Source organism: Sphingomonas sp. BAUL-RG-20F-R05-02 (genome assembly GCF_022662305.1).
Classification (GTDB): domain Bacteria; phylum Pseudomonadota; class Alphaproteobacteria; order Sphingomonadales; family Sphingomonadaceae; genus Sphingomonas.
Genome location: NZ_JAKNQH010000007.1, coordinates 158,109 through 175,235, shown reverse-complemented (window position 1 = coordinate 175,235; position 17,127 = coordinate 158,109). Strand labels below are relative to the sequence as shown.

The 17,127-nt window shown below is 65.1% G+C and carries 11 protein-coding genes; 8 read left to right on the top strand and 3 right to left on the bottom strand.

The genetic code is table 11. From position 1 onward, the window contains the following. Positions 1 to 1,149 precede the first annotated feature (1,149 nt). Positions 1,150 to 3,438: a TonB-dependent receptor gene (locus L8F97_RS15705; RefSeq protein ID WP_242152242.1), complete on the bottom strand. Its 2,289-nt coding sequence runs from the start codon at positions 3,436 to 3,438 to the stop codon at positions 1,150 to 1,152. Positions 3,439 to 3,729: 291 nt separating this feature from the next. Here L8F97_RS15705 and L8F97_RS15700 point away from each other — a divergent pair, with 291 nt between their 5' ends. The 8 genes from L8F97_RS15700 to L8F97_RS15665 all read left to right on the top strand — a co-directional run bounded on the left by L8F97_RS15700 (position 3,730) and on the right by L8F97_RS15665 (position 14,155). Continuing rightward, the gene (locus L8F97_RS15700; protein ID WP_242152239.1) at positions 3,730 to 4,749 is read left to right on the top strand and encodes a YncE family protein; all 1,020 of its coding nucleotides are present in this window, start codon (positions 3,730 to 3,732) and stop codon (positions 4,747 to 4,749) included. A 226-nt stretch (positions 4,750 to 4,975) separates the two neighbouring features. Then, entirely contained in the window at positions 4,976 to 5,653 is a 678-nt protein-coding gene (locus L8F97_RS15695; RefSeq protein WP_242152236.1) for a response regulator transcription factor, read from the top strand. Next, complete coding sequence (locus tag L8F97_RS15690) at positions 5,646 to 6,974, top strand: sensor histidine kinase (protein WP_242152234.1); 1,329 nt, start codon at positions 5,646 to 5,648, stop codon at positions 6,972 to 6,974. Before L8F97_RS15695 ends, L8F97_RS15690 begins: the two co-directional genes overlap by 8 nt. Next, the gene (locus L8F97_RS15685; protein ID WP_242152231.1) at positions 6,971 to 8,311 is read left to right on the top strand and encodes a TolC family protein; all 1,341 of its coding nucleotides are present in this window, start codon (positions 6,971 to 6,973) and stop codon (positions 8,309 to 8,311) included. The genes L8F97_RS15690 and L8F97_RS15685 overlap by 4 nt, the downstream gene beginning before the upstream one ends. Beyond that, entirely contained in the window at positions 8,308 to 9,330 is a 1,023-nt protein-coding gene (locus L8F97_RS15680; protein ID WP_242152229.1) for an efflux RND transporter periplasmic adaptor subunit, read from the top strand. Before L8F97_RS15685 ends, L8F97_RS15680 begins: the two co-directional genes overlap by 4 nt. Beyond that, on the top strand, positions 9,327 to 12,356 hold the full coding sequence (locus L8F97_RS15675; protein WP_242152226.1) for an efflux RND transporter permease subunit: 3,030 nt from the start codon (positions 9,327 to 9,329) through the stop codon (positions 12,354 to 12,356). The genes L8F97_RS15680 and L8F97_RS15675 overlap by 4 nt, the downstream gene beginning before the upstream one ends. A 465-nt stretch (positions 12,357 to 12,821) precedes the next feature. Then, on the top strand, positions 12,822 to 13,073 hold the full coding sequence (locus L8F97_RS15670; RefSeq protein ID WP_242152223.1) for a hypothetical protein: 252 nt from the start codon (positions 12,822 to 12,824) through the stop codon (positions 13,071 to 13,073). A 401-nt stretch (positions 13,074 to 13,474) separates the two neighbouring features. Further along, positions 13,475 to 14,155 carry a hypothetical protein gene (locus L8F97_RS15665; protein WP_242152220.1) on the top strand — a complete coding sequence of 227 codons (681 nt, stop codon included), beginning with the start codon at positions 13,475 to 13,477 and terminating at the stop codon, positions 14,153 to 14,155. 60 nt (positions 14,156 to 14,215) lie between these two features. Here L8F97_RS15665 and thrS read toward each other — a convergent pair whose 3' ends face one another. Continuing rightward, positions 14,216 to 16,216, bottom strand: a complete 2,001-nt coding sequence (gene thrS / locus L8F97_RS15660; protein WP_242152217.1) for a threonine--tRNA ligase — start codon at positions 16,214 to 16,216, stop codon at positions 14,216 to 14,218. Positions 16,217 to 16,290: 74 nt separating this feature from the next. After that, positions 16,291 to 17,109 carry an LD-carboxypeptidase gene (locus L8F97_RS15655; RefSeq protein ID WP_242152214.1) on the bottom strand — a complete coding sequence of 273 codons (819 nt, stop codon included), beginning with the start codon at positions 17,107 to 17,109 and terminating at the stop codon, positions 16,291 to 16,293. Between the last annotated feature and the right edge of the window lie 18 nt (positions 17,110 to 17,127).

The following is a 17,127-nucleotide window of genomic DNA, read 5'->3' as shown; positions in this document are numbered from 1 at the left end:
ATTAAGGTGCCGCTCGTTTTAGCATGGACGGGCGGCAGGCTCGCCACGAAGGACGTGCGGTAGACGGCACCGCCTCTACGACCCATAACTCGCCACTCGTAGCAGGATCTCCGCTCCCGGAAGAGGACTTCCGTTCAGGGATGAATCAGATCCTTGGGCACTTCCCAGCGAGACAAGGGCAACTACGTCGGCTTAAATGTTTATCGACTGCTAAGTGGTAACGTCCCGCCGGGGAGTAGCGTTGTTGCACGGCAGAACAGAGCGAAATAAGCGGGTTTTCAATGTGCGGCTGATTGCTGCTCTCGTCATTTCTGTTCTTACCGTGGCGCTTGGCCTCACAATCTTCGCGCTCTCCGCTCTTTGATGCGCCGCCTCTTAAGCTGACCGCATCTCCGTCAACAGGCAGGAGCAGGAGGTGAAGCTCGCGATCAACGCTGCATTGGACGAGCTTGCGCAAAGCCAAGCAGGTGTAGCGATCTGGAGCCCGTTGGTGCTGGAACTTCGCAAGCCACATCCTAACTGGGGGGTGGGTCGACGATAACGTCGGCGTCTGGCTGAATTACGTGTTCGCGCATGATGTGGACATCATCCTGAACGCCGATGATAAGGCGGTCTACCTGATGCGTGATGGCGTGGGCGCTACGCCGGTCAGCTTTGCTGCCTACGCTCGAGCTGCGCAGCCTCTGATCGAAGCAGCGCGCGGACGAACGCAAGAAGCGCCCAATCCTCACGAGCGACTGCCAGGGCGCGCCCTCATATAGACAGGGGCAACTTTCGACCGCTTGCGCCCCAAAGCCGCCCATCTGGAATTCACCAGACCAAGACATTCAGCCAGGACTGGCGCAGGGCGCGCGCGCCCTGCGATTCGAAAGCCGACCGTCTACTTTCGATGAGAAAAACGGGCGGTCGCTAATCGCCCAATGCCGATTATTCGTGTTCAAATCGTCTCCGCCTGATGCCATCTCTCAGCACGCAGCCTTCTGAACGGCTCGAGTTTGCTCCAATTCGCTTTCAGCGCAGGTTCGATTAAGGCCAGCGACGTCACCGCGCGGGCGCGAAGACCCCAAGGCCGGGTGGTCGGCAACGTCGCGGCTAAAATAGCGCGACGTGCGGCGGTGGGTTGCGGTGCCGAGAACCCCGCTGTCAGGATCAGAAGGTGACGGTGATGTCGCCGGTGTAGGCCCGTCCGGTATTGAATATGTACTGATCGTACGGCGCGCTTTTACCGGTGCTGATGTTGGTGACCGATTTGTCGTCGAATAGGTTGTTGACCTCGAAGCCGACACGCACCGGGCCGAGGTCGTAGCGTACCGATAGGATCGCGGAGTTATACCCCTTGCTGCGATACGAATTGTACGTTGCAAGCGTCGCAGCGTTGGTGACGGCGGTCGGATCGGTGAACCACTGGCGGCCGATATATTTGTCGATCAGCGAGAAGCGGATCGGTCCCTGCTTGTAGAGGACGCCGCCCGCCGCCGTAAATTCGGGCGCGTTGGCGACTTGGAGCTTCATTGCGCCGGGATTGTCAGTCTTGGCGTAGTTGCGCGAACCGTTGGCGAACACCGCGAAGCCGCGTGGCAGCGCGTAAGTGATCTGCCCTTCGACGCCCTTATACTGCACCGCGCCCTGATTGATGAAGATCGTGCCGACGGTTGGATCGGGCGAGACGAACGACGCGAACTTGTTGCTGAAATCGATCTTGTAGACGTCGGCATCGACCGAGATATTGCCACCGTGATAGACGACACCGCCCTGATAGTTGGTCGAGCGTTCCGGCGCGATGGTCGAGAAGCCGGGATTGGCGACGTACAGCGCGCTCAGCGCCGGCGCGAGGAAGCCGCGCGCATATTGGAAATAGGCGGCGAGCGAATCCGTCACCGCATAGTTCACGGTCGCGAACGGCAGGTTGGCACTGTAGGTATCGCTGGTGCGCTGCGCGAAGCGTGTCGTCTGGTTGTAGAGCGCATCGACCTTGCGGTTGAAATCGACATGCTTGAAGCCGGGCGTGATCTTCAGCCCCGGCAGCGGGCGCAGTTCGAGTTCGACGAACTCCTCGGTGTGGTTCGTGTGCGAATTCTGATCGAACTTGACGTTGGCGGGCGGCTGCATCGTGCCGGCGGGTGCGGCGGAAAGCTGTGCCGCGGTCAGCGCCTTCTCGGCGAAGTTGGGCGCGCCGGTCAGCAGGTTGACGTCGCGCTGCTGGCGGTAGGTGTCCGACCATTCGATCCACGCGCCGGTGGTGATCGCGCCGAAGCCGAAATCGATCCGCGTCTTGGCGATATCGCCGTACATCCGGTAGCGATTGGTCTTGGTGTAGCCGGGCACGCCGAAGCTGGTCTTGCCGCCCTGCGTGAGCGTGACGACGTTCGCCTTGGTGACGGCGGCGGCGATGTCGGCGGCGGTTGAGGTTGCGGTGGGTGCTGTACCGTAGATCGTAACGTCGTTGCCGCTCAGCGTCTCGTTGTCATAGCTGTAGGTGTAGGCGCGATTCTCGAAGGTCGAGTTGGGGGCGATGTTCGCCTCGAACTTGACGATCTCGAAATCGGTCGTCTTGTGGGTGTGGTTGTACTTGTAATAGTTTTGCGTATTCGGATCGTTGTCGAGGCTAAAATACCGGCCGTACAGCGCCTTCTGGCCGAGCGTGACGCCGTCCTTGTCAGGCTGATTGAAGTCGTTCTCGTTATAGGTGCCGAGGATCGTCAGCCGCGCATCCGGGCCGACCGGGATCGTGATCTTGCCGAACACGTTGTTCGAGGTGAACGGACTGTAGCTGCGCAAGCCGTCCGATCTGATATGCTGCCCGCTCAGCACGATCTCGGTGCCGCCGAGCTTGTCGATCGCGCCGCTCTGCGCCACGCCGCGCAGCAGATAGGTGTTGTAGCTGCCGTAGCTGCCCTTCGCCTCGATGCTGGCGTCGTCGCGGGTGGCGCGGCTGAACAGGTTCATGTTGCCGCCGAAGGTCGCCTGGCCGAGCTGGCTGGCGTTGCCGGGGCCACGATCGACGATCAGCGTCTCGATCGTGTTGGAGGGGAAGAACGTGTTGGAATGGTGCGTCGGGTCGTTGGTGTCGCCGAACGGCACGCCGTCATAGGTGATGTTATATTCGCCATCCTGAAAGCCGCGAATCTGCGCCTTGCTTTCCGACAGACCATTGCCGTTGGCGTTGCCATAGCCCGACACGCTCGGGCTGATGAGCGCGATCTGGTTGAAATCGGACGTCGCGGGCAGCGAATCCTCGATGAACGAGCGCGAGATGATCGACTGGGGCTGCGTGGTCTGGAGCGAGGCGGTGACGGGCGCGATCTCGTTCGCACGAGTCGCGGTGACGACGATGTCCGAACCCTCGGCGATACCGGTCTGATCGATCTTGGCGATGTCCGCCGGTGCCGCCCCTGCCGGCGCCGGGTCTGCGAAAGCTGCGCTAGCCGTGGTTGCCATGAGGATAGCGAATGCACTCGCACCCAGCCGGCGCGCGTGCGCCGTCGTCATCGTTTTCATAACTGTAACGGTCCCCGTCGCCTCTATGCGGCGGGGCTATGGGTGTTGCGTGACACTTCAATTGCGCGAATGTGACCGTTGGAAGATTGGGAAAACATAATCGCGAAGCACGCGTACCGAAGCGGCGGCAGGTTATATGATCCCAATGTCGCGCGGCGACACGGTGAAACGCTCGAAACTGCAATATTCACCGCGCAGACTATTGTCGACCGTACAGCATGGGATCGATAGATGCGCACCTCACACTTTTTGGGTTTCGGCATCGAGATGCTGCTCTTCCCCACCCTTGCCGACGCTCGGCCGACGCCAAGCTATGCCGTCGCAGGTACGATCGCCGGGCCGGATGGCGGCTGGGACTACACGAGCGTCGATCCCGTGACGCGCCAGGTCTATGTCGCGCGTGCCGACAGCGTTACCATTGCAGACCTCGCGACGGCTCGGGTGCGATCGGTCGGATCGACCGCCAAGAGCCACGCGGTTGTGCCGATCCCGGACCAGCACCTGTTGCTGGTCACGAGCGGGCGCGACGACAGCGTCCGGCTGATTGATCCGGCAACCGGCGTGGAAAAGGCGAAGATCGCCGTCGGCAAAGACCCCGATGCAGCCTTGTACGATGCCGCTAAGCACCGCGCCGTCGTGATCAACGCCAAGGACGGCACGGTATCGCTGATCGATGTGGCTGCGGCGAGGGTCGTCGGCACCATCGCGCTTAAGCCCGGTCTGGAATTCGCGCAGCTTGGCAAGGACGGCACGCTCTACGTCAATAACGAGGACGCCAGCGAGATCGAGACGGCGAACCTCGCCACAGCGACCGCAGGCGTGCCGATCGCACTGCCGGGCTGCACCGAGCCGAGCGGATTGGCCTATGATGCCACGACCGCTCTGCTCATCAGTGCCTGCGCCAACGGCAAGGCGGCGGTGGTCGACGCCGGCAAGCACAAGCTCGTCAAGTTGCTCGATATCGGATTGGGGGCGGACGCCGCGATCCTCGACGCCGCGCGCCGCCTCGCCTTCGTACCCTGCGGGCAGAGCGGCGTGCTGACCGAGATCGCGCTAGATGCCAACGGCGGCCCAGCGGTGGTGGCAAACATTCCCACGGAGCCCGGCGCCCGCACCGGCGCGGTCGATCCGCGCGACGGTACGCTCTACCTGCCTACGGCGCGACTTGCCGCTCCGGTCGGATCACAGAAGCGCGGCGTGCCGTTGCCAGGGTCGTTCCACATCATCGTGGTCAGGCCGCACGCCGCATAACGGCAAGCATCGCTGGGCCACCGACCACGAGCGACCATCTGCTAGGGACACGCGCGGCAGGGGTATCGCCGCCGCTGCGCCCGCGTGCCAATGTTAACGAACATTGGGACAAATGATGTGCCCCCGTTCGCAGGTCACCCTATTGCCGCGTAAGATCCGCCGGAGCCGATGATGAATATGCGTAAGCCTTCGCCAGTCTCAGCCCCTCGGCCGGGCCGCTGAGATCATGCGTATCCTCCTTGCGGAAGATGATGCGGAAATTGTCGACTTCATCGAGCGTGGGCTTGGTGATCTCGGTCATGCCTTGGTGCAGGTTACCAACGGCGCGGACGCACTTCATACCGGCGCGACACCGGGCTTCGACGCGATCATTCTCGATCGCATGTTGCCGCAGATGGAGGGGTTGGAGGTCTTGCGCCGGCTTCGCGAGCGCGAGGTTGCCACGCCCGTACTGGTGCTGACCGCGAAAGGCGGCGTCGCCGACCGTGTCGACGGGCTGAATGCCGGCGCCGACGACTATCTCGTCAAGCCGTTCGCGATGGCCGAACTGGTCGCGCGCTTGAACGCGCTGGTGCGACGCGCTCCTCTTAATACTGCGGTGACCCGGCTGGAGGTGGGCGATATCACGCTCGACAAGCTGCGCCGGGATGTCGTTCGCGCGGGCCGACCGGTGCATCTGCAACCCCGTGAATTCGCGCTTCTTGAAGTGTTGATGCGCAATGCCGGCCGCATCGTGACACGCACGATGTTCCTTGAGGAAGTGTGGGGTTTCCACTTCGATCCACAGACCAATATCGTCGAAAGCCACCTCAGTCGCCTGCGCGCCAAATTGCGCGAGGGGTTTGCTGACGACCTAATCGAGACCGTGCGCGGCGCAGGCTACCGAATGCGCAGCGATGGCTAAAACCTGCAAAAGTGCCGCATACCGGATCGCATTGGTCTATGCCGCCGCCTTCGCCACTGCCATCCTGTTGCTGGGGACGGCTGTGTATTTTGCCGCCGACGCCGAATTCCGAGGTCAGCGCGACGACCATGTCGCTGCGGAATTGCGTGACCTCACGCAGGAGCCGGGGGGCACGCCCGGCCTGATGACCGAAATCGCCGAACGCGAACGGTGGCACGGGCATCTGCCGGAAAGCTTCGGCTATGCGCTGTTCGACCGCTCCGGGCGCCGTATCGCCGGCGCGGTGCCGATCCCCTATCCCGAGCTCGGCTTCGCAACCATCGCGACGACGGGGGTTGCGGAACGGGGAAGCACGGTGCGAGTCAAGGCGACCGACCTTCCCGGTGACAACCGCCTGGCGGTCGCGCTGGACTCCGCTTCGATCGAAACCATCGACGCGACGATCCTGTCGCTGTTCGGTGCGGCGTTCGCGGGCGTACTGGTGGTGGGAATGGCGGGCGCTTTGCTGCTAGGCCGGTATCTGCGCCACCGGCTCGGCGGGATCAGCCGCACCGCCGATGCGGTCGTCGCCGGCGACCTCACGCAGCGCATGCCGGTCAGCGCCGCCGGGGATGAATTCGACGCCGTAGCTCTCGCACTCAACGCGATGCTAGACCGGATCGCGGGGCTGATGGAAAATCTCCGCCAGGTTTCCAGCGATGTGGCGCACGACCTGCGTACACCGCTGCTGCGGCTGCGTGCACGACTGGAGGACGTCGGCCGGGTCGAGGGTGCCGCCGAACGCGCGATCGAGCAGGGAGAAGCGCTGCTCCAGTTGTTCAGCGCAATCCTGCGAATAGCCGAGGTCGAAGGCGGCGGGCTTGAACAGGGTTTTACGCTGCTGGACCTGTCAGCGCTTGTGCTGGACGTCGGCGAGAGCTTTCAGCCTGCCTTGAGCGATAGCGGGCATGATCTTGCCATGAGCATTGTGCCCGACCTGCAGGCGCGCGGTAACCGCGAGTTGCTCGCGCAGGCGATCGCCAATCTGCTCGATAACGTGCGCGCGCATACCCCGCCCGAAACCGGGGTGCGGCTCGACCTCAGCGCAACCACCGGCGGGGCGCGCATCACCGTAGCGGACGACGGCCCCGGCGTGCCCCCGGACGAGCGAGCCGCGATCCTGCGGCGCTTCTATCGCGGCGAGGCGAGCCGCACCACGCCGGGCAACGGCCTCGGCCTGAGCCTGGTCGAAGCGGTCGCCGCCGCGCATGGCGGAACGATCTCCATCGAAGACGCGCTGCCCGGCCTCGTCGTGGCGCTCACGCTCCCGAGGATGGCATGATCCGCCGCGCAATGCCGGTTTTGTGCCTGCTCATCGCCGGGTGCCAGAGCTATACGCCCGCGCCGCTCGCTTCCGCCCCCTCCACGCTCACGCCCGTCGATATGGCGGCGCTCTCGATCGCGGCGGCGAGGATCGAAAGGCCATACCTCAAACCCGTCGCGATCGACCTTGCCAAGCCGCTCGACGGCAATGCGGTAGCGACGCTGGTGGTGCTCAACAGCCCGGATCTCAAGGCGGCGCGGGCCAAGGCGGGCGTTGCCGAGGCGCAGATCTTCGCCGCGCGGCTTCTTCCTGACCCGACACTGAACATCGGGGCGAGCAAGGTGCTGAGCGGACCCGACCCGCTTGCCGATCTGGTCGGCGCGCTCGCGCTCGATCTGAATGCGCTCAGGACACGCGGCGTGCGGGTCGCGCAGGCGCACGCGGCGGCCGATCAGGTGCGCCTCGATCTCGCCTGGAGCGAATGGCAGGCGGCGGGTTCGGCACGGCTACAGGCGGTGCGGATTGTCGCACTTACGCAGGCGCTAGCGCTCGCGCAGGCGAGCCGCGAAAGTGCGCGCTCGCTGCTGGACCGCAACCTGCGCGCCGCCGGGCGCGGCGACATCGCGGGCGACGCGGTGCAGACCGCAAGGCTCGCCGCGACCGATGCGGAGAGTAAGCTGCAAATTGCGGCTGGCGACCTCAACACGGCGAGGTTCGAATTGACCCGCTTACTCGGCCTGCCGCCGGCCACGGAACTGCGCCTCGCGCCAGCCGCAGAAGATGCGCCACCTCCGACGGCTGCGGCGCTCTTCGAGATTGCGCAGGAAAATCGAACCGATCTGCGCGCGTTACGTGCAGGCTATGCCTCCCAGGAAGCAGCCTATCGCAAGGCTATTCTCGATCAGTTTCCGACGCTGGCGCTTACGCTGACGGCAAACCGCGATACGTCTGGCAACATGATCGTCGGTCCGACCGTCGATTTCACCATGCCGCTGTGGAATCGCAACCGGGGCGGCATCGCCGTCGAGCGGGCAACCCGCGAGCAGCTTCGCGCCGAATATGCGGCGCGGTTGTTCCAGACGCGCGCCGAGATCGCCGCCGCCGTCAGCGGGCTCGGCATCGCGCGAGCGCAGCGCGAAGCGATCCTGCGGGACCTGCCGAACGTCGAGCGTTACGCAACGAGCAGCGCGGCGGCTGCGGCACGCGGCGATCTCGCGCAATCCACTGCTGATGCCGCCGGGCAAGCATGGTGCGACAAGCGTAGCCAGCTTGTCCAGGCAAACCAGGCGATCGCCGAGCAGGACATCGCGCTCGAACTTCTTACCGGAACGCTGCGGGAGGCGTGGACGCGATGACGAGATTCTGGATCGCCGCGCCGCTGGCGTTGCTCGCCGCGTGCTCGGCCAGCGACGAGACCGATACCGCCGCCGTCACGCCGGTCGCGCTGGTAACGCTCGCGCCGGCGACACAGGGTGCCGCGCGTGAGGACATGACACTGTACGGGGCGGTCGAACCCGGGCCGGAGGGGCGGATGTCGCTGGTCGCGCCGGCCGAGGCGACCGTCGCCGAAATCCGCGTGGCGACCGGTACGACGGTACGCCAGGGACAGGTCATCGCCCGGCTGCAAGCATCGGCGCAGGGCCGCGCCGATGCCGCCAAGGCCGCAAGCGATGCCGCCGCCGCTGACAAGGCGTTCGCCCGCGCGACCCGCATGCGCGGTGACGGGCTGATGAGCGACGCCGACGTCGAGACCACCCGCGCGGCCGCCGCCGCCGCCGATGCGCTGCGCAACAGCTTCGCCAGCCGCACCGCCGGGTTTGTGCTGCGCGCGCCGGCGGCCGGGACGGTCGATACCGTCGCGGCTACGGTCGGCGATCTGTTGCAGGCCGGCGCGGCGGTGGCGAGCATGGTACGCGCCGACGCCCTGCGGGTAAGGTTCGGCATCGATCCGGACAGTGCGCAGGCTGTCCATCCCGGCATGACGATCCGCATCGCCGGCACAGGCTCGCACGCGCCGATCGCCGCTGCGGTCGACACGGTCGACGCCAATGTCAATCCACAGACCCGGCTTGCCTCCGTCTACGCGCGCGTGCCCGCCGCCAGTGGCCTGCGCATCGGCGAGACGCTGAGCGCGACGGTGGCTGTCGCGGGTGCCGGCGACGCACTGACTATCCCCTATGCCGCGTTGCTCGACGATGGCGGCCAGCCCTATGTCTTCGTCGTCGCAGGCGGCGTCGCGCATCGCCGCGATGTGGAAACCGCAGCATCGAGCGGCGCACGCGTTGCGATCACCAAGGGCGTGCGCGCCGGTGAGCGGGTCGTCACCGCAGGCGGCACCGCGGTCGAGGACGGCATGAAGGTCCGAACGCGGTGAAGGACGTCTTGCACCGCCATGCGCAGGCGCTGTGGCTCGCCGCGTTCCTGCTCGTCGCGGGCGGGCTGTTCGCGGCGACGCGGATGCCGGTTAGCCTGTTTCCGCATATCGACTTTCCCCGCGTCGTCGTCGCGATCGACGCCGGCGATCGTGACGCTGGCGCGATGACGGCGGAGATCACCCGCCCGATCGAGATCGCCTTGCGCGCGGTGCCGGGCGTCAGCCGCGTGCGTTCGACCACGAGCCGCGGTTCGGCGGAGGTCGCGATGGACTTCCCGTGGAGCCAGGACATGGTGACAGCGACGCTGGCGACGCAGACCGCGCTCGCCACCGTCCTGCCCGATCTCCCCGCTGGCACGCGTTTCGATGTGCGCCGTTCCGATCCGACGATCTTCCCTGTCCTCGGCATCGCGCTGACGTCGGACAGCCTCGACCAGAATGCGCTGCGCCAGATCGCCGAACTGACCATCCGGCCGGCGTTGACCGCAGTGCCGGGCGTCGCCGGTATCGATATCCTGGGCGGCGCTCCGCGCGAGATTGCGGTCGATGTCGACCCGGCGCGGGCGCAGGCGCTCGGCCTCTCCCTCGATGCAATCGCGACGACGATCGGCAAGGCCAATGCGGTACGCGGCGTCGGCAGACTGGAGGATCGTCACCGGCTGTATCTGGTGCTGAGCGAGCGGCGGATCGCGACGATCGACGATCTCGCCGCGACGCCCGTCAAGGCGGCAAGCGGCAGCGGCGCGGGTTTGGTCACGCTCGGCCAGCTCGCCACGATCCACCCCGCCATCGAGCCCGCCTTTACCAAGGTCTCGTCGGGCGGTCACGATGCGGTGCTGGTCAATGTCCGGCAGTCGCTGACCGGCGACACGGTGCGGATCGTCGCCGATGTCGACGCGCGGCTGGCGCAACTCGGTCTGCCACCAAGCGTGAAGGTCACGCCGTTCTACGATCAGTCCGAGCTGGTGACCGGCGCGGCGAATGCGGTACGCGATGCGATCCTGATCGGGTCGGTGCTGGCGGGGCTGGTGCTGTTCGCGTTCCTGCGATCGGTACGGCTGATGGTCATCACCGGGCTCATGCTGCCGGCCGTGCTTGCCGCCACGTGCCTGATCCTCGGTGCGCTTGGCATGAGCTTCAACATGATGACGCTGGGCGGCATGGCGGCAGCGGTCGGTCTTGTTGTCGACGATGCGGTGGTGATGCTCGAACACATCATGCGCCGTTTGCAGGAAGGCGGCACGTCGGTCGGTCGCGCGGCGGCGGAGATGTCGCATCCGCTGATCGGATCGACCGCGGCGACGATCGTGGTGTTCACCCCCCTCGCCTTTGTCAGCGGCGTGACCGGCGGGTTCTTCAAGGCGCTGGCACTCACGATGGTGGCGGCGCTCGGCCTGTCGCTGCTGTTCGCACGGTGCGTGCTGCCGTTGCTCGCCGAACGCTGGGTGCGGCCGCGGGACGTCGCGGCAGCGGAGCGTGCCGGCGCCTTTCAGGCGCGGCTTGCGCGGTGGAACGACGGCGCCGCGCGGCGAGCACTGGCGCGGCCGGGCCTGTTCGTCGGGGTGGTAGGTGTCGCGCTGGCGGTGCTCGGCTATGCGGCGTGGACGCAGGTGCCGTCGGGCTTCATGCCGGCGATGGACGAGGGCGGCTTTATTCTCGACTACAAGGCACAGGCCGGCGCCGCACTCGGCGACACCGACCGGCTACTGCGCGAGGTCGAGCAGATCATCACCGCGACGCCGGAGGTAGCAAGCTACTCGCGGCGGACCGGCGCGCAGCTCGGCGGTGGCCTGACCGAAGCCGACGAGGGCGATCTGTTCATCCGGCTGAAGGGCGGATCGCGCCGCCCGATCGAAGAGGTGATGGCCGACATCCGCAACCAGATCGGCGCAAAGGTGCCCGGCCTCGAAATCGAAACCGCGCAGCTGATGGAAGATCTGATCGGCGATCTGACCGCAGTGCCCCAGCCGATCGAGGTCAAGCTGTTCGGCGACGATCCCAAGCTGCTGTCCGCGTCGGCGAGGCGCGTCGGCACCGCCATCGGTAGAATCACCGGCATCGTCGAGGTGGTGGACGGCCTGCGGGTTGCCGGCGATGCGCTCGCCATCAAGGTCGATGCGGCGGCGGCACTCCAGCAAGGGCTGGATCCCGATGCGGTCGCGACGCAGGTCGAGGCGCTGGTTGCAGGCACGCCATCAACGCAGTTGCGCATCGGCGAGCAGCTCGTCACCGCGCGCGTCCGGGCCGCAGCGGCGCTTCGATCGCGCGCCGATCTGCTCGCCCAACTGCCGCTTACGGCGCCGGACGGGCATCTCGTCAGGCTCGGCCAGATCGCGCGTGTCGACGTCGCCGCCGGCCAGACGCAGATTACCCGCGAGGATCTTGCGCCTTTCGTCGCGGTCACCGCACGGCTGGAGGGCCGCGATCTCGGGTCGGGCATGAAGGACGTCCGCGCTGCCGTTACGCAGTTGCACCTGCCGACGTCGGTGCGGGTCGAATATGGCGGCCTTTACGCACAGCAGCAGCAGAGCTTTGCCGATCTCACGATGGTGTTCCTCGCTGCACTGATGCTGAGCGCACTGCTGCTGACAGTCCTGTTCGGTCGGCTGAGCTGGACACTTGCGGCGATCGTCACCGTACTGCTGTCAGCAGCGGTGGTGCTGGCCGGACTTTGGGCAACGGGGATCGAACTCGACATTTCGGCACTGATGGGGCTGACGATGGTGGTCGGCATGGTGACCGAACTCGTAATCTTCTTCCTCGCCGAACTGCCCCGGTGTGGCGTGGTGGACGCCGCCGCGCTGCGCGAGGCGAGCGCCAAGCGTTTGAGGCCGATCCTGATGTCGGCGCTGATCGCGGCGCTGACGCTGGCACCGCTCGCGCTAGGGCTGTCGCGCGGTGCGGGGCTGCAGCGCCCGCTCGCCACCGCAATCATCTTCGGGTTGAGCGCGGCAGTGCCGCTCGTGCTGGTGTTCCTCCCCACGCTGATGCTCGTGCTGACGCGGCGGCGCGGAACCGCCGCATGAAAGCATAATCCCGCCGGCTATCACAGTCATTCCGCCCGGGCCGCAGCGAAGCGCCGGCGAGACGGATGGAGCAATCGGAACCTGATGTACCCATCCCTCCCGCTATCCAACTACCACGAAGCGAACGTTCGCCTTCCACCACGTATTGTCGTTCCGGACGCCGTCAATCTTCTTAAATTCCTGCCGAAGACAGGTTTTAGGAAGCCGCTGGCGTTCTAATATGCGATCCTTTTCGGGACTGCGCATCGCACTATAAACCGCTGAAGCGGGTGCCAATCAGCGCTGATATTCATGACGTTGAATGTAAAAGAAGGGGACGCTCTGCAAACGAGCATCTACGTGACAGATCGGGGGGCAGTGCCACAAAGCAGCCCTTTCCTGTCATTTACCAGTCACTCCGGCTATGTCGTATCAACGTCATCACGACTTGATTGTGTGACAGCAGGCGGCACAGGATCAAGATAGTTGCGCGATGGCGATGGTCGCGTGCTGCAAGCACTAAAGGTGAGGGTACAACGTCGTAAGTTCGATTGCGGCGCCGGCCAAGCCGATCAGTATTATCGCGATCCGCTGACGCCGCAGGGTCCGGATCATGCGTGCAATCTGCTCGTCCAACGCCTGCTGGGCGATAGTCGGCCTTTTGACCGTCACGTTCGTTCCCCCCGAAAATTGACGATCAATCAAGTTTGCTCCGGCCTGTCGCAAAGAGCATCGTAACGCGGACTTTTAGGACCAATTCAACGATTCTTACAAGCTACTACGCTCAGCGGTATGATGTGAGGTCGCATGCCACACGCGGTAAAGCCGCGACGTCGATGTAAGACACTAAATGCAAGGATCGAATAGAAGCAGTATCAGAGAACGGCCTCAAAGGTAAAGTCACCTGCCACCGCATTTTGACATATCGCGCTTTGTTCTGACGTGAGAAGGCAAGTTTCGGTGTCAAAGGACACGGACGAAAACCAATCGTTAACAGCAAACCTTTACCAGTCCCTGCCGGGCGGCTCGTGCTCATCCCGTAAGTACGTCTCCGAAATGGAAAATCTACTGCCGTGCGGGTAGCGAGTCGTTGGTTGTTCACGCGTCGCCATAGGCGCTGATAGGATTCGGGGGTTTTCATGAAGGCGATGTTTTGGGCTGCGCTGGTCGCGGCAGTGCCGGTGCTTGCCCCGCCTGCGTCCGCGCAGGATAGGTCGGCTTCGAACTCGGGGCACGTCAGCCTGGGTGTGACCGGCGGTACGCTTGGCGTCGGACCGGAAGTCGGTTACCGCGTAAACCAAACGATCGGCGTGCGCGCGAACGCGACGTTCCTGTCGTTCAGCCACACCGTGAAGTCGAACGATGTCCGGTACGACGGCACCGCCAACCTGAAGTCCGGCGGCGCGATGATCGACATCTATCCGTTCGGCGGCGGCTTCCGCCTGTCGGCGGGCGCGCGCGCGAACGGCAATTCAGGCCGCATCCATGCCACGCCGATGCGTGACACCCGGATCGGCGGTATCAACTTTACGCCCGCGCAGATCGGCACCATCGACGGCGATGCGGACACCAAGGACTTCGCACCGCAGCTTACGCTCGGTTACGGCGGCACGCTACGCCGTGGCCTGAGCCTGTCGATCGAGGCGGGCGCGCTGTTCCAGGGCGCGGTGCAGATCCGCGATTACCGTGCAAACGGATCGCTGTCGAACAACGCGTTGTTCATCGCCCAACTCGATCAGGAGCGCCTCAAGGTCCAGGACACGCTCGACAAGTACAAGGTCTATCCGATCCTGCAACTCGGCCTGAAATACCGCCTCTGATCGTCAGCCGAGCGCACGCGAAGCCGGTCGAACCACAAGGTCCGGCCGGCTTCTTCCGTTTCAGCGCAGGTCGGGCGGGGTCGCCTCTGCCACCAGCCGCGCGATCGCCGCGTCGAGCGTCAGCACCTCCTGTTTGGCGCCCTCACCCAGCGGACGTAGCGCGACGGTGCCTTCCTCGGCCTCGCGCTTGCCGACCACCAGCAGGTTCGGCACCTTGGCGAGGCTGTGCTCACGCACCTTGTAGTTGATCTTCTCGTTGCGCAAATCTGTCTCGACACGCAAGCCAGCCGCCTTGAGCCGCCGCGCGACCTCGGCCGCATAGCCGTCCGCGTCCGACACGATCGTCGCCACCACCGCCTGCACAGGCGCCAGCCACAGCGGGAAGCGGCCGGCATGATGTTCGATCAGGATGCCGAGGAAGCGCTCGAACGTGCCGAGGATCGCGCGGTGAAGCATGACCGGGCGATGGCGCTCGCCGTCATCGCCCACATAGGACGCATCGAGTCGCTCGGGCAGCACGCGGTCGGACTGGATGGTGCCGACCTGCCACGTCCGCCCGATCGCGTCGGTGAGGTGGAATTCAAGCTTCGGTGCGTAGAACGCGCCTTCGCCCGGCAGCTCCTCGAACTTGTCCTTGATCGTGTTGCTCAAGTTCGATTGCAGCACCGCCTCGCGCAGTTCGCGCTCGGCCGTGTCCCACATTTCGTCCGAGCCGAAGCGCTTCTCCGGGCGCAGCGCCAGCTTCACCGCATAATCCTCGAAGCCGAGATCGCGGTACACGCTGTCGAGCAGCTCGCAGAAGTCGCGCACCTCGCCGATCAGCTGGTCCTCGCGCACGAAGATATGCGCGTCGTCCTGCGTGAACTGGCGCACACGCATGATGCCGTGCAGCGCGCCATGCGGTTCGTTGCGGTGGCAGCAGCCGAACTCGGCCATGCGGATCGGCAGGTCGCGGTACGATTTGATGCCCTGCCGGAAGATCAGCACGTGCGCGGGGCAGTTCATCGGCTTCAGAGCCATGAGGTCGGCCTTGCCCGACAGTATCGGCCCCTCTTCTTCCGCATTGGGGATTTCGTCGGGCACCACGAACATGTTCTCGCGGTACTTGCCCCAGTGGCCGGACTGCTCCCACTGGCGCGCGTCCATCAACTGCGGCGTCTTGACCTCGGCATAGCCGGCCGCGTCGAGACGGCGGCGCATATACGCCTCCAGCGCGCGCCACAGCACGAAACCGTTGGGGTGCCAGAATACGGACCCCTGCGCCTCGCTCTGGAGGTGGAACAGGTCCATCTCCGCGCCGATGCGGCGGTGGTCGCGCTTGGCAGCCTCCTCCTGCCGCGTGAGATGCTCGGCGAGCTGCTTCTTGTTGAGCCAGCCGGTACCGTAGATGCGGCTCAGCATCGCGTTGTTCTGGTCGCCGCGCCAATAGGCGCCGGATACGCGCGTCAGCTTGAACGCGTCCGGATCGAGCTTGCCCGTTGAGGCGAGATGCGGGCCGCGGCACATGTCGAGCCAGTCCTCGCCCGACCAATAGACCGTCAGCGGCTCGTCACCCGGCAGTTCGGCGGCCCATTCCGCCTTGAACGTCTCACCCTGCTCGCGCCAGCGCGCGATCAGCGCTTCGCGCTCCCACACCTCGCGCTTGAGCGGCTTGTCCGCGCGGATGATGGTGCGCATCTCCGCCTCGATCGCGGGCAGATCTTCTTCGGTGAAGGGGCGATCCTTGGGCGCGAAGTCGTAATAGAAGCCGTCGTCGGTCGACGGACCGAAGGTGATCTGCGTGCCGGGGAAAAGCTGCTGCACCGCTTCGGCCAGGATGTGCGCGTAATCGTGCCGCGCGAATTCGAGCGCATCGGCCTCGTCGCGGTTGGTCACCAGCGCGAGTTGCGAGTCCTGCTCGAACGGCCGCGTGATGTCGCGCAGTTCGCCGTCGACGCGCGCACCGATCGCCGCCTTGGCGAGGCCCGGCCCGATCGCGGCGGCGATGTCCGCCGGGGTAGTACCCGGGGCTACCTCACGGACGGAACCGTCGGGCAGCGTGATTCGGAACATCTCGGACATGAAGGGTTCGCTCGGCTAGGGAAGGGAATGGGACCGCTTATGCGGGCGAACACTATATAGGCAAGCGCGGTGGCTCACGCCACGCCGAACGGCACAACCTTGTTCTGCGCGTCATGCGCGATATCGGCGCGGCCGAGATACGCCACGCCCATCTCGCCGCACCAGCGCACGATCATCTGTTCGGGCGTCTCGGCGAAGGCAGGCACGTTGACCTGTATGTCGGTAACGCGGCCTAGCCGGATGCCGGCGATACCCTTCAACTGCGTGGCGTGCGCCATCTGCGACAGCATCCGGTCGACGCGGTAGAGCGGTTCAGACACCTCCTCGATCATCAGCACGTGGTCGGTCAGGTCGGGCAACCAGTGCGTGCCGATCAGCGCGCTGAGAATCGACAGGTTGAACGCCGCCGCCGGCCGCCCGTCGAGGCTTGGCTCCAGCCCCGAGCGGTCACCGCGCACCAGCCAGCCGAGCGACCGCATCACATCGTGCGCCTGATCGTCCTTGCGGCTGACTTCCGACGGCATCGGCCCATGCGCCGGACGCCCGATCCGCCGCGCATAGAGCGCACCGAGCAGGAAGCCCATGTCGGAATAGCCGAGATAGTGTTTGTGCTGCGCTGCCGGCCCAAGCTGCGGCATCACGGTGTGGAGGATGCGATTCGACCCATACCCGCCACGCGCGAACCAGATCGCGTCGAATGCGGGATCGTTAGCCATTTCCAGGAATGCGGCGGCGCGCACCGCATCGCTGCCGGCGAAATGCCCCTCCTCGAGGTAACATTGCGGGTGAAAGACGATCTCGACCTCCGGAAAGGTGATCGCCGCCAGCGCCTTGATGCGCGGCTCCACGACGGGATCGATCGGACGGGCTGGCGCGCAAACCGCGATTTTCATTTCTGTCGCTCACTCCCG